This is a genomic window from Sulfitobacter sp. JL08, assembly GCF_003352045.1.
Classification (GTDB): Bacteria; Pseudomonadota; Alphaproteobacteria; order Rhodobacterales; family Rhodobacteraceae; genus JL08.
Genome location: NZ_CP025815.1, coordinates 213,744 through 226,287, shown reverse-complemented (window position 1 = coordinate 226,287; position 12,544 = coordinate 213,744). Strand labels below are relative to the sequence as shown.

14 protein-coding genes are annotated in these 12,544 nt (G+C 58.9%); 3 read left to right on the top strand and 11 right to left on the bottom strand.

The window, feature by feature from the left end:
- Positions 1 to 26 precede the first annotated feature (26 nt).
- The gene (locus C1J05_RS01125) at positions 27 to 689 is read left to right on the top strand and encodes a hypothetical protein (RefSeq protein WP_114868649.1); all 663 of its coding nucleotides are present in this window, start codon (positions 27 to 29) and stop codon (positions 687 to 689) included.
- Positions 690 to 843: 154 nt separating this feature from the next.
- Here the strand turns inward: C1J05_RS01125 and C1J05_RS01120 are convergent, their stop codons facing one another.
- The 4 genes from C1J05_RS01120 to C1J05_RS01105 form a co-directional block, all read right to left on the bottom strand.
- On the bottom strand, positions 844 to 1,344 hold the full coding sequence (locus tag C1J05_RS01120) for a DUF3299 domain-containing protein (RefSeq protein ID WP_114868648.1): 501 nt from the start codon (positions 1,342 to 1,344) through the stop codon (positions 844 to 846).
- 37 nt (positions 1,345 to 1,381) lie between these two features.
- Positions 1,382 to 2,539 carry a hypothetical protein gene (locus C1J05_RS01115; protein ID WP_114868647.1) on the bottom strand — a complete coding sequence of 386 codons (1,158 nt, stop codon included), beginning with the start codon at positions 2,537 to 2,539 and terminating at the stop codon, positions 1,382 to 1,384.
- 96 nt (positions 2,540 to 2,635) lie between these two features.
- The gene (locus tag C1J05_RS22045; RefSeq protein ID WP_441351680.1) at positions 2,636 to 2,725 is read right to left on the bottom strand and encodes a hypothetical protein; all 90 of its coding nucleotides are present in this window, start codon (positions 2,723 to 2,725) and stop codon (positions 2,636 to 2,638) included.
- Positions 2,726 to 2,900: 175 nt separating this feature from the next.
- Positions 2,901 to 3,359 (bottom strand): Lrp/AsnC family transcriptional regulator, encoded by a 459-nt coding sequence (locus tag C1J05_RS01105; protein WP_114868645.1) that lies wholly within the window; start codon positions 3,357 to 3,359, stop codon positions 2,901 to 2,903.
- A 142-nt stretch (positions 3,360 to 3,501) separates the two neighbouring features.
- Here C1J05_RS01105 and ald point away from each other — a divergent pair, with 142 nt between their 5' ends.
- Complete coding sequence (gene ald / locus C1J05_RS01100) at positions 3,502 to 4,614, top strand: alanine dehydrogenase (protein WP_114868644.1); 1,113 nt, start codon at positions 3,502 to 3,504, stop codon at positions 4,612 to 4,614.
- Between the two features lie 84 nt (positions 4,615 to 4,698).
- Here the strand turns inward: ald and C1J05_RS01095 are convergent, their stop codons facing one another.
- The 4 genes from C1J05_RS01095 to mscL form a co-directional block, all read right to left on the bottom strand.
- Positions 4,699 to 4,911, bottom strand: a complete 213-nt coding sequence (locus C1J05_RS01095; RefSeq protein WP_254684678.1) for an alpha/beta fold hydrolase — start codon at positions 4,909 to 4,911, stop codon at positions 4,699 to 4,701.
- A 22-nt stretch (positions 4,912 to 4,933) separates the two neighbouring features.
- Entirely contained in the window at positions 4,934 to 5,089 is a 156-nt protein-coding gene (locus C1J05_RS21215; RefSeq protein ID WP_162797872.1) for a winged helix-turn-helix domain-containing protein, read from the bottom strand.
- 527 nt (positions 5,090 to 5,616) lie between these two features.
- Complete coding sequence (locus C1J05_RS01085) at positions 5,617 to 6,411, bottom strand: mechanosensitive ion channel family protein (protein ID WP_441351698.1); 795 nt, start codon at positions 6,409 to 6,411, stop codon at positions 5,617 to 5,619.
- Between the two features lie 196 nt (positions 6,412 to 6,607).
- Positions 6,608 to 7,039, bottom strand: coding sequence for a large conductance mechanosensitive channel protein MscL (gene mscL / locus C1J05_RS01080; protein WP_114868641.1), 432 nt, complete (start codon positions 7,037 to 7,039; stop codon positions 6,608 to 6,610).
- 159 nt (positions 7,040 to 7,198) lie between these two features.
- Between mscL and C1J05_RS01075 the strand changes: the two genes are divergently transcribed.
- Positions 7,199 to 7,897, top strand: coding sequence for a glutathione S-transferase family protein (locus tag C1J05_RS01075; protein WP_114868640.1), 699 nt, complete (start codon positions 7,199 to 7,201; stop codon positions 7,895 to 7,897).
- 36 nt (positions 7,898 to 7,933) lie between these two features.
- On the opposite strand, the gene C1J05_RS01070 is transcribed toward C1J05_RS01075, so the two are convergent.
- The 3 genes from C1J05_RS01070 to C1J05_RS01060 form a co-directional block, all read right to left on the bottom strand.
- Positions 7,934 to 8,383, bottom strand: coding sequence for a YtoQ family protein (locus C1J05_RS01070; protein ID WP_114868639.1), 450 nt, complete (start codon positions 8,381 to 8,383; stop codon positions 7,934 to 7,936).
- Between the two features lie 44 nt (positions 8,384 to 8,427).
- Entirely contained in the window at positions 8,428 to 10,824 is a 2,397-nt protein-coding gene (gene pheT, locus C1J05_RS01065; RefSeq protein WP_114868638.1) for a phenylalanine--tRNA ligase subunit beta, read from the bottom strand.
- A gap of 75 nt (positions 10,825 to 10,899) precedes the next feature.
- Positions 10,900 to 11,829 (bottom strand): dimethylarginine dimethylaminohydrolase family protein, encoded by a 930-nt coding sequence (locus C1J05_RS01060; protein ID WP_114868637.1) that lies wholly within the window; start codon positions 11,827 to 11,829, stop codon positions 10,900 to 10,902.
- Positions 11,830 to 12,544: the final 715 nt, after the last annotated feature.

Genomic DNA, 12,544 nt, shown 5'->3' with positions numbered 1-12,544 from the left:
ATCAAAATTGCCCAAAGGGGAACACCGTGTCGGGATTATCCAGAATCGATTATCTGCTGTTCGGCATCATCGCAGTCACCTTTTTGGGGGCCGGCTTTGTCGCCGTCACCGACCCGCAGGCGTTTTCCCTGCGCTACGCCGCCGAAGACGGGCTTGTCGAATATATGACGGCGGTGTTCCTGCTGGTCAGTGCGTTTGTCCTCTGGGGCCATACGCGCCGCGCCGCGCTGTGGCGTCCGGCCCTGTTGCTGGGGTTTTACGGCCTGCTGTTCTTTTTCGCCGCGGGCGAGGAAATATCCTGGGGTCAGCGCATTTTCGATCTGCAACCCAATGAATTTTTCATGGAAAACAACAAACAGGCCGAAATCACCCTGCACAATCTGGTGGTGGCCGATGTCAGCCTTGCGTCTTTCCTGTTCGGCAATGTGCTGACGGTAACATTGCTGATGTATCTGGTGGTGCTGCCACTGATGTATCCGCGCTTTGCCTGGGTTCAGGCCTTTGTGCGCGCCCTGATGGTGCCGGTGCCCAAACCGGTTCACGCCGTGATCACGCTGGCGATGACAGCGATCGTTCTGTGGATCGACCTGCCCCGCCAGTGGGAAGTGTACGAGGCCGGTTTTTCCGTTCTGGCGCTGTCAATTTTCCTGAACCCCGCGAACCTGGAGTTGTTTCGGAGTGGCGTTTAGTTTGTGGGGTATGGGCGCCCTCGGCGGGCTCGCCCGCTATAAGGTCGGCGTGATCTTGAACCGTTTCGGTTGCCCGTTTGGGATGTTCAGGGTCGGCTGGATGCAAGCGAAAACGCTTGGTCAATAACCAGTGCGCCAATGGCACTGCCCAGTACTACCCGTAGGGTTCGATTTTCTCGGCAGAAAGGGCGTACCCAATCTCGGCCAATTGGGTCGACGTTTCGGACGTGCCGAACATTCCGGTCACATTGACCGCTTCGAAGAGGCCCGAGGACTCGTAAGGCCTGGATGTCGTCACCAGTACAAGCTGGTTTGCGGGCGGTGGCGGTACGTGGATACAGGCGCCGACGAATGGAACCAGAATAAAGGTTGTGACGGCGGTGCCTTGGAAATCGAGAGGAACGATGTATCCGGGAAGTCGGATGATCTTGCCATTCCAATCGGTCCGTAGGGCCGAAGATGCAGGTTGCTGGCTTATCAAGGGTGCGGCTTCGTGTTGAACGATACCGCGCAGTTCTGGTGGCAGCGGGCTTTCTCCTTTGGGAAGAAGGTCTTCCCATTCAAGATCAATAACCTCTGCCGCAAAAGACGCCCTCGGCAGGAAGATCACCGCTGACAGACCCAACAATAATTTGCGCCGGAGCAATGAACTCATCTGTGCAGCCTGCCCTGGTTCGTCACGTGACATGCACTTATCCGTCTGACCGAGAGTATGTCTTGACTGGCAAACTCGCTTCGCGGGCCTGAGCCAGATACACGGACACTGCCAGCAGACCCGTCAAATCCGACAACGACCGTTGGCTCACCAGCGGTTGAAGCGATTGCGCCTGAGACCAGTCGGAAACGGCTGCGAATTGCCGCGCGACGATCGCGCCGGCGTCGGGACGCAGCGCGATGAAATCACTGATCGCAATATCTATAGCCATTTGCACTTCGGGCTCTGCCAATCTGTTTATTGCGGCAAAGGCCATGATCACTTCTTCCAGCTTGTCGAGAGGTTGCCCGGGATCCGAGAGCAGACGCTCCGAAAGCTTCTCTACTCCGCGCGCCCCGTCCAGTTCTATCAGCGCAGCCGAGAATGCTCCGAGGTTGTTCGCCCAGTCCCAATCTTCGACGCGATCGATGAACGCGTTGATCTCGTTACGCGCCGCTTCGTCACCACTTAACCCGAGCAGCAGCACGCGAATTGACTGATACGGGTAGCCTTGCATGCTCCACAGCTCGTTGATCAAATCCTGCGACGGTATGCGAATATCCATTGTTCGCAGCATTTCGTACGGCATCTTGTCGAACTCGGAAATCACCAGAGCCCGTACAGCGGGATCGTTATTGTCCTGAAGGCCGTCCAAGAATTCCTGACGGGTTTCGTCGTATCCGACCTGCCACTGTTTTCTATTCGCAAAAGCGACGTCCATGATCGGCCGGAAAGTATCATCAACCTGACCGACGATCCGCCAACCGCTGCCTACAATGCCATCTTCGCTTCCCGAAACACGGGCGAATAGAACGCCGTCTTCCGGATTGAGTGCAAGTCGGCGTCTGACAGTACTGCTCACCAAGCCCGGAAGCGCAATTTCAGCGCCGGAACCAACCAGCACGCGCCGTACGTCGTACGCGAACGGGTTGTCGGCCATCGGTCGCGCGATAACCAGTTCGTCAGCCTCGACAATCCAGTCGATGGCGGATCGCTCTGGCTTGACCAGATCAAAACCGCATGCCTCCACAGGAGCGGTGGATATGGTCACCGCGACAGTCAAGACGGCCGCCAGCCGCGCAAGGGGACTGACTACATCTGTCACTGTGCCTCTGGCAAAACTCAGAGCTTTCTCGGAATCGGTGCTCGAAAACATTGAATTATCCTCGCTCGGATTACCGCTCAAGAATACCCGGAAGCGTTGTCCGGGTACAGCCAAACCGGCGCGCCTTTTGTTCTTGGACGCAGCAATTCAGCCCGGTGTATACCAGATCGGCGCAGTGTAAGCGCGTTTGACTATCGTCATGCGCGCCCCGTCCAGCGGCTCGACGCCAAAGCGCACCGCGTCGTAAACTGTCCATCTGGGTGTGAGAATCTCAAGTACGCGGGCGCAGTCGCACCATCAGGTGCTGTGGGCAGGTTGCCCGCGATCGGCACACCCTTGGCATAGCCGGTATTGGCCGGGGTCCGTTCTTCACCTGTGCCAAAACTCCCCCGCCTGCCCCAACACCAAGCCGTCACACCGGCAGGGCCGTTGTCTTGAACACGGTGCGCAGCGCGAACGAGCTTTGCATTTGCGCCACGCCGGGCAGGCGGGCCAGATACTGGCGGTGGATGCGGGCAAAATCTTCGGTGTTTTCGGCGACCACTTTCAGCAGGTAATCCGCACTGCCCGCCATCAGGTGACATTCCAGAACATCCGGTATCCGCGCCACCGCCTTTTCGAACGCATCCAGCACCTCATCGGCCTGGCCCATCAGGGTGATTTCCACAAATACGGTGGTCGGTACGTTCATCTTGCGCGCGTCCAGCAGCGCCACGTAATCCTTGATATAGCCATCGGTTTCCAGCCGCTGCACGCGGCGATGGCAGGCGGACGGGGACAGGTTCACCGTTTCCGACAGATCGGAATTGGACATCCGGCCCCGTTTCTGAAGGGCCGCCAGAATACGACGATCAGTTGCGTCAAGGCTCATCCGTGCAAAACTTTCGCGTCAAAGTGTCATTTCTTCGTATCTTATTCGAAAAATACCCTGCTTGACGAGGGCAGATATCACAGCAATTGCGTTATCGATGCCTCATTTTCGGGCAAATTGAAAACAACAGGAGACTCGCGCTATGAAAATCGGCTGCCCCAAAGAGATCAAACCACAGGAATTCCGCGTCGGAATGACCCCCAACGCCGCGCAAGAGGCCGTGAACCGTGGCCACAGCGTGATTGTCGAAACCAATGCCGGCATCGGTGCCGGTTTCGATGACGATGCATATCGCGCTGCCGGTGCCGAAATCATCGGAACCGCAGCCGAGGTGTTCGCCGCCGCCGACATGATCGTCAAGGTCAAGGAACCTCAGGCGGGCGAGCGCAAGATGCTGCGCGACGGCCAGTTGCTGTTCACCTATCTGCACCTTGCGCCCGATCCCGACCAGACGCACGATCTGCTGGCCTCGGGCTGTACCGCGATTGCTTATGAAACCGTGACCGATGCCGCTGGTGGCCTGCCACTGCTGGCGCCGATGTCCGAAGTTGCAGGCCGTCTGGCGCCACAGGTCGGGGCGTGGACCCTGCAAAAAGCCAATGGCGGCCGCGGTGTTCTGATGGGCGGCGTACCCGGCGTTGGCCCTGCGCGTGTGATGGTTATCGGTGGCGGTGTTGTCGGCACCCACGCGGCCCGCATTGCGGCCGGCATGGGCGCGGATGTGACCGTTCTTGACCGGTCCCTGCCGCGGATGCGTTATCTGGATGACGTTTTTGGCGGCCAGTTCAAAACCAGCTATGCCAGCGCGGGCAACACGATCGAACTGGCGCGTCAGGCCGACATGATCATCGGCGCGGTTCTGATCCCCGGTGCCGCTGCGCCGAAACTGATCAGCCGCGCACAATTGTCCGAACTGAAACCCGGTGCCGCCCTTGTGGACGTTGCCATCGATCAGGGCGGATGTTTCGAAACATCCAAGGCAACCACGCATCAGGATCCGATCTATGATGTGGACGGCATCATGCATTACTGCGTGGCCAACATGCCCGGCGCCGTTGCACGCACATCCACCATCGCACTGGGCAATGCCACCATGCCGTTCATGCTGGCACTGGCCGACAAGGGCTGGAAAAAGGCCTGCGCCGATGACCGCCATCTGCTGAACGGTCTGAACGTCCATGCCGGTCAGCTGACCTATGAGGCCGTCGGCGTTGCGCTGGGTCTGGATTTCGTAGACCCGCAATCGCTGGTCTGAACGGTCACAACACGTTGAAAATCGGGCGGCGCAGACCTGTTCTGCGCCGCCTTTTTCGTGGCCTTAACGCTGGCGGGTCCGCGATCAGGTCCCGCTCACATCCTTAAGAAACTGTGCTGCCGCCTGCACCATGCGCGACCAGCCGGCATCCTGTGGCAACGGTATGTGGTTGCGGCTGTCCAGTGTCAGGAAACGCGCATCGGGAATTTCGCTGGCCAGTATCCGCCCCTGTTCCATCGGCTGGATCGCATCGTCCAACGCATGCACCACCAGTGTCGGGGTCGTGACCGATGGCAATTCGGCGCGTATGTCGAAACGATCAACGATCCGGCGCAGTCGTGCGGCGTTGTCCGTTGCTGTCGGCCAGCAGATGCAGCAGATCAAACACCTGCGGCTCTACGTGAACGGGTTTGCCGTAGCGCACAAGCCTGTGCGTGTCCGTATCCAGCCGGCAGGTCGCGAAACGATAAATCATGCGCCATTGAATGACCCTCCGGCCCCGTCACACAAGCGTTTTTCGAAAAATGGCGGCGCAGCAGGTGAAATCACAAGACAATCTAAAGACCGTCTTCAACCGCCGCGGCGCTGAATCTGTCTAACTGGCCCTACCCCACAGAAGGATATGCCAGATGAAACACCCGGACACAGATACCGATGCTAAATGCCGCCCCGACGGTTAGATCGACACCGCGTATTACATGCAGATCGGCCGTCAGAAACGCGCGGAACAGGCGCAAGAGATGATCAGGGGCTTGGCACCAGGCCAAAAAAGCACGCAACCGTCACGATGGGCCTTTCGCGTGCTGCGCTTTCAGTAACACCGGAATGCGATGCCCTGCCCGGTGATACCGGCCGCGTCACAAGGCGCGCCCAGAGCGTCGCGCCCCGAAAACCGAAAAGCGCCGGTACCGGCAATTCTGCGGTCTTCGGGGCACCATCTGCCAAAATGAAAAAGGGGCGGCACCCTTGCAGTGCCGCCCCCCCTTCTTGCCAAAGGACCGTTCAACCCGCTTTCTGAATCTCGACGGAATGCGGATAGGGGATGGAAATCCCCTTGTCGTCAAACGCCTCTTTCACGGCTTTTGTCATGTCGAATTTCAGTGCCCAGTAATCATCGGCCTTGCACCAGATGCGTGTGGTGATGTCGACCGAACTGTCGCCCAGATTGGTGACATGCGCCCATGGCGCGGGATCGTCCAGCACACGTTCATCACCCTTGGCCATGTCCAGAATGATCTTGATCGCCGCATCCGCGCTGTCACCATAATCGATGCCGAACACCAAATCGACGCGCCGTGTATCATGCGCTGAATAGTTGGTGATCACGCTGCCCCACGCCTCGCCGTTGGGGATGATGATCTGTACGTTATCCGGCGTGACCAGTTCGGTTACAAAAAGGTTCAGGTCTTTGACCGTGCCCGACGTGCCGGCGATTTCAACATATTGGCCCAGTTTGTAAGGGCGAAAAAGCACCAGCATGAACCCCGCCGCCAGATGGCTGAGCGTGCCCTGCAAAGCCAGACCGACCGCAAGCGTACCGGCACCCAGAATGGCAACAAGGCTTGTCGCCTCGACCCCGAAAATGTTCAGAACCGCGATACCGACAATCAGCAGAACCAGCCATTTGGCCATGCTGGACAGAAAGTTGGCCAGTGTCGGATCCATTTGCGGCAAGGCGTTCAGACGGCGATTCACTACCGCGCTGATACGACCGGCGATCATCCAGCCGATAATCAGAACCACCAGCGCCTTAAGCGCATTCAGGGCAAGCGGGGCATATTGACCAAGGTATTCCATAATTTCAGACACGTATCCGATCTCCTGCGTAAAATATGACAAACAGCCGGCGGCACGTGCCCCCGCCGGCCATCTGATATTTCCGCACACCCCACAATGTCAATGCAACCGGCAATGGCCTTTCCTGCACCTTCAACTGCAAGGCACAAAAAAGCCCGCACAAGGCGGGCTTTTCCTTTGGTCCTGATACGCCATCTCAGGCCTTTTTCATCGCATCCCGAATTTCCAACAGAACGTCCAGTTCGCTTGGACCTGCAGGCGCTGCATCTGCGGCTTCTTCCTCTTTAGCGGCGGCATCCTTCACGCGGTTAACCATTTTCACCAGCATGAAGACAACCCATGCAATGATCAGGAAATTGATCACTGCCATGATGAAGGCACCATAGGCAAACACCGATGCGCCCGCCTCGCGCGCCGCTTCAAGCGAGGCCCCTTCCGGCACTTCTCCGCCCAACACGGCGTAATTGTTGGTAAAGTCCACACCACCCGACACCAGCCCGATAATCGGGTTGATAAGGTCGCCCACCAGCGATGCCACGATCGCGGTAAAGGCCGCCCCGATGATGATACCCACGGCCATGTCCATGACATTGCCCTTGGCAACAAAGTCCTTGAATTCCTGAATCATTGTCTATCCCTGTTGTCGGAACCTGAAGGGCTTTCCCAAGGTCCGGTTTCGCGCTCTGTTCATAATGACACAGCCGATAGCATATGCGCGCACACTCCCTAAGCTGTTTTTACGGGGAAAAGTACTTAGGTTGGCACCTCAATCACAAAGGATCATACCATGTCCCGCCTTGCCGGTTTTTCCATCTCGCAGAAATGGCCCGCCCAGAACCCCGACATTCTGCAGCTTTATTCCTTTCCCACCCCGAACGGTGTCAAAGTGTCGATCGCGCTCGAGGAAGTGGGCATCCCCTACGAGGCGCACAAGGTGACCCTGTCGGATGCCGACGTCAAAAGCCCTGAATTCCTGTCGCTGAACCCCAACAACAAGATCCCCGCCATCGTCGATCCGAACGGATCTGACGGTGTGGCGATCGGGTTGTTCGAAAGCGGCGCGATCCTGATTTATCTGGCGGAAAAATCTGGCAAGCTGATCGGCAAGACGGCGACCGACAAGGCGAAAATCATCCAGTGGCTGATGTTCCAGATGGGTGGTCTTGGCCCGATGTTCGGACAGCTTGGGTTTTTCTACAAATTCGCCGGCAGCGAAATCAAAGACCCTCGCCCGCGTGACCGATATATCGGCGAAGCCAAACGGCTGCTGTCGGTTCTGGAACAGAAAATGGATGGCAAGGACTGGATCGCGGGGGATTATTCCATCGCCGATATCGCCATCGCGCCGTGGCTGCGCTCGCTTGATTTTTATGGCGCGCGCGATGTTCTGGGCTGGGAAAACCACCCCAACCTCGTGGCCTATCTGGATCGATTTCTGGCCCGCCCCGCAGTTCAGACCGGGCTGGTCACGCCGCCGCGCGACTGATCGCGGTCAGGTCCGGGCGTTCAGGTTGCGCCCGGATCAGCCGGGCAATGCGCCCGTCAGTACATAGCGCAAAATCTCGACCACCTGCCGCGGTTCCTGCGCCACGGCCAGCGCCGCCGCGTCGACCTCTTTCAGCGCATGCGCGTGATCCGGCCCGTGCAGGATGATCAGCGATTTGCCCAACGCGGCGGCATATCCCGCATCAAAGGCCGCGTTCCACTGCTTGTACTGATCACCGAAACGCACCACCACAACATCGGCATCGGCAATTCCCTTGCGGGTGCGGATCGCGTTGACCATCGCGCCCTTGTGGTCATGCCAGTATTTGTCCGCCTCTGCCCCCAGTATCGCAACCCCGCAATCGTCGCTGGCGGCGTGATCGGTCACCGGGCTGTCAAAGGCCAGATCCAGACCCGCCGCCCCGTCAATGATCTGTTCGCGCCAGTCGGTGTGGATTTCTCCGGACAGGTAGACGTTCAATGTCATGACAGTTTCCTTTCTTTTTGCCTTAAATACGGATCTGCGCGCGGCTAGCCGCGCAGAACACCGCCCGTTGCCTTGGCGACCTTGTCCACGATCCTGGCGCTGACCGCTTCGATATCGGCCTCTTTCAATGTAGTCTCGGTCGGTTGCAGACGCACGGTAATGGCCAGCGATTTCTGGCCGTCGCCCAGCGACCCGCCAATGAATTCGTCAAACACGCGCACATCCTCGATCAGTGCCTTGTCGGCGCCGGCGGCAGCGTTCACCAGCACCGCCGCTTCGACATCGGCGGCCACCACAAAGGCGAAATCGCGTTCAACCGCCTGCAGATCGTGCATGTCCAGCGCGGGGCGCGTGGATTTGGTTTTCTTGGGCACCGGCACTTCGTGCGGCCACAGGGTAAACGCCATCGCAGCCCCTTTGATGCCCATCGCGGATACCACTTTGGGGTGCAGTTCGCCGAAAACACCCAGCACCTTTTTGGGGCCAAGACAGATCATGCCGTGCCGCCCCGGATGCCACCAGTCGGCGGCACCGCGCAGAATCTGCACCTTGGCCGGAGCGCCCATCGCCGCCAGCACCGCTTCGGCATCAGCCTTTACGTCAAACACATCCACCGGCCGCGACGTGCCATGCACGTCCTTTGGCCCGGTGCGCCCGACCAGCAGGCCCGACACCAGCAGATGTTGTTCGCCGGGTTCGGCCCCGTGAAAGGCGGGACCGACCTCGAACAGGGCCAGATCGGCGAAACCGCGCGCCTGATTGCGGGCTGCGGCCTGCAACAATCCGGGCAGCAGCGCGGGGCGCATGTGGCTCATCTCGCTTGATATCGGGTTTTCCAGCATCGTCGCATCCGTGCCGCCGCCAAACAGCGCGGCCGATGACTGATCAATGAACGAATAGCTGACGCATTCATTGTACCCCAGTGCCGCGCAGGTGCGCCGCGCTGCCTGTTCGCGACGCTGCATCGGCGACAGGACCGGTTTCGGGATGCCGCTGCTCAGCCGTGGCAGGGGCCGCCCTTCCAGCTTGGTCAGGGACGCGACACGCGCCACCTCTTCCACCAGATCGGCCTCGCCGTCCACATCGGGGCGCCAGCTGGGCACATGCGCCCAGTTGCCTTCCAGCCGGAAGCCCAGCGCCGTCAGCGTCTGGCGCTGTGTGCTTTCGGGAATATCCATGCCAACCAGCGATTGCACGCGCGCGGTATCCAGACGATAGGCGCGCGATGTGTCGGGCACGGCGCCCGCCACCACGACATCCGATGCTTCGCCGCCGCACAGGTCCAGCACCATCTGCGTTGCCATTTCCAGCCCCGGTTCGGTAAAGGCGGGATCAATCCCGCGTTCAAACCGGTAACGCGCGTCCGAATTGATCTTGAGCGCCCGACCGGTCAGCGCAATCTGCACATTGTTCCAATAGGCGCTTTCCAGAAACACATCGGAGGTTTCGGCGCTGACACCAGTCGCCGCACCGCCCATGACGCCGGCAATGCTTTCGGGGCCGGTATCATCGGAAATGACCATCATGCCGGGCTGGAACGTGTATTCCTTGTCATCCAGCGCCATCAGGGTTTCGCCCCCGGCCGCGCGGTGAATGCGCAATCCGCCGGTCATTTTGCCCACGTCGAACACGTGCAGAGGACGGTTCTGGTCATAGGTGAAAAAGTTGGTGATATCGACAAGTGCCGAAATCGGGCGCAGGCCAATGGCGCGCAGCAGATCCTGCAGCCAATCGGGCGACGGCCCGTTCCTGACGCCGCGGATCACCCGCCCGGTGAACAGCGGGCAGCCGTTCAAGGTGTCGTCGTCAATCCGGACAGACACAGGGCACGAAAACGCGCCATCCACAGGCTCGATCGCCTGCGGTTTCAGCGTGCCAAGGCCACGCGCCGCCAGATCGCGGGCAATGCCGCGCACGCCCAGCGCATCGGGGCGGTTGGGGGTTATCGCGATGTCGATCACCGGATCAACCTTGGACGGGAAATGATCGGCCAGCCAATCGGTAAAGCTCTGACCCACTTCGCCGCTTGGCAGTTCGATGATGCCGTCATGTTCTTCGGACAGTTCCAGCTCGCGCTCCGACGCCATCATGCCGTGGCTTTCGATACCGCGGATTTTGCCAACCCCGATGGTGGTATCGATGCCCGGCACGTAAACACCCGGTTTGGCGACCACAACGGTGATCCCCTCGCGCGCGTTCGGAGCACCGCAGATGATCTGCAATTCGCCCGCGTCAGTGTCGACCCGACACACCTGCAACCGGTCCGCTTCGGGGTGTTTTTCCGCGTGCAGCACCTTGCCGATGGTAAAATCACGCAGCTTGTCGGCGGGGTTGATCACCTCTTCCACCTCCAGCCCCAGATCGGTCAGGGCATAAAGGATGTCGTCAAGGCTGGCGGTGGTGTCCAGATGGGTTTTCAACCAGGAAAGGGTGAATTTCATGCGTCAGGGTCCTGCGGCAATTCAAAGTGTTCCCGCCGCATGTACCGGATATCCCCTGCGCGTGAAAGGGGGCGCCTACACCGGATCGCGGATCAGGCTTTGACACATGCAATGCACGCCACCGCCGCCCTGGGTGATCATCGACAGATCGGGGTCGAAAATCGTGAATCCGCGCGCCTTCAACGCCTGTTTCAGCGTTTTCGAGGCCGCAGGCAGCAACACGCGATCCTCGCCCAGCGCCACCACGTTACAGCCCAGCGCAACTGTTTCCTGAAACGGCACGGGAATAATCTCGATCTTTTTGGCGCGCAGCCAGTCCACAATCGCCGGATCGGTGCAATCAAGGCAGACAGCTGCCAGTTTCGGGGCCAGCATCACCACCATCAGATCGATATGCACATAAAACGGGTCGATGTCGGCCAGCATGACCTCCCAGCCTTCGGCCTCCATCCAGCCCTTGATCTGCACCGCCGCCTGTTCCTGGCTGCGGCCCTCGTCGCCTTCCCATCCGATCAGAACGCAGCCCGGTTCGATCACGTTGAAATCACCGCCCTCGAACGTACCGGCGGTGACGTAATCGTAGATCGGGATACCCAGTTTCTGATAGGTTTCGATGGCGCGGTAATTTTCGCCGCGCCGCCACCACTGCGCCATGTTGGTGATGATCGCGCCATAGGGCGTCATCACCGAACTGTCGCGCGCATAGACCTGATAGGGCAATTCGGGATCAGGCGTCAGGATGTGCACATCGACGCCCGCCGACTTGTAGGCCGAAACCATTTCTCGGTGCTGGGCGCGGGCTACATCCATATCAAACGGCACCCCCCGGCGCAGGGTCTTTTTCGATACAGAACTGGTCTGCAACCATCTGTAGTTTTCGATCGGGCCCAGCATGACAGAACGCAAGGTGCCATAATCAGAATTGGCCCCCCAGCTGTTCAGCGTTGCAGTTCCACCCCCCGGTTTGCGGGTGCGCAGCGAAAATTCGGTTCCTGCATCTTTCATCTTTGGCCCTTTCCCAGGTGGATCGGGGCAAGGCTGAACCTGCATGCCGCATCTGTCAAGAAAATGGGCGGTGGTGTTTGGTGTAGGGCAGGGTTAACCGCGTGGCCCTAAACCTTGCCGCGATCGATCCTTCGACAGGCAGACCAGCGCCTGTTGTCGTAGCCACAGGACAACAAGGCACCGGTGACGCGGGGCCGCTTTGGATATATCCGGGCACGGGGAAACCACCCCCGTTTACCTCGTCCACCCCGGCGGCGCCGCCTTTTACTGGCAGACGCGATCAGAGTTTGCAGAAGTGAAAGACATAGGCAGGGACCGCCCCAGTGAAATGCCGGAGGTGGAGGTTTGGTGTGAGGTACGAACTGGGAGTTTGTTCAGCATCTTCAGCTTAGAATTAGGGATAAGCAGAACTTTACAACGAAGGCTATTCCAAAGATCAGTAGGCACCACAGACCCCAAAACACCCAATTGGGGAGTTTTCTGACTGTCCAGAAAGGGACTTCAGTACCAAGACATTCAGCGCATTTTACGGAAGTAACCCATGCCGCCTTTTGGTTGATGTAAGCGCAGTCAATGACGACCAATTCCTTTGGTGCCATTTGAGGAATACTGATTAAGCAATTGCCCTTGGCCACTCTCAAGTATTTTTCGTTGCGCGGCTGAAAGACGGAAATATCGGTAGGGAAACTACTTAAAACAAACTCAACATTTGTGG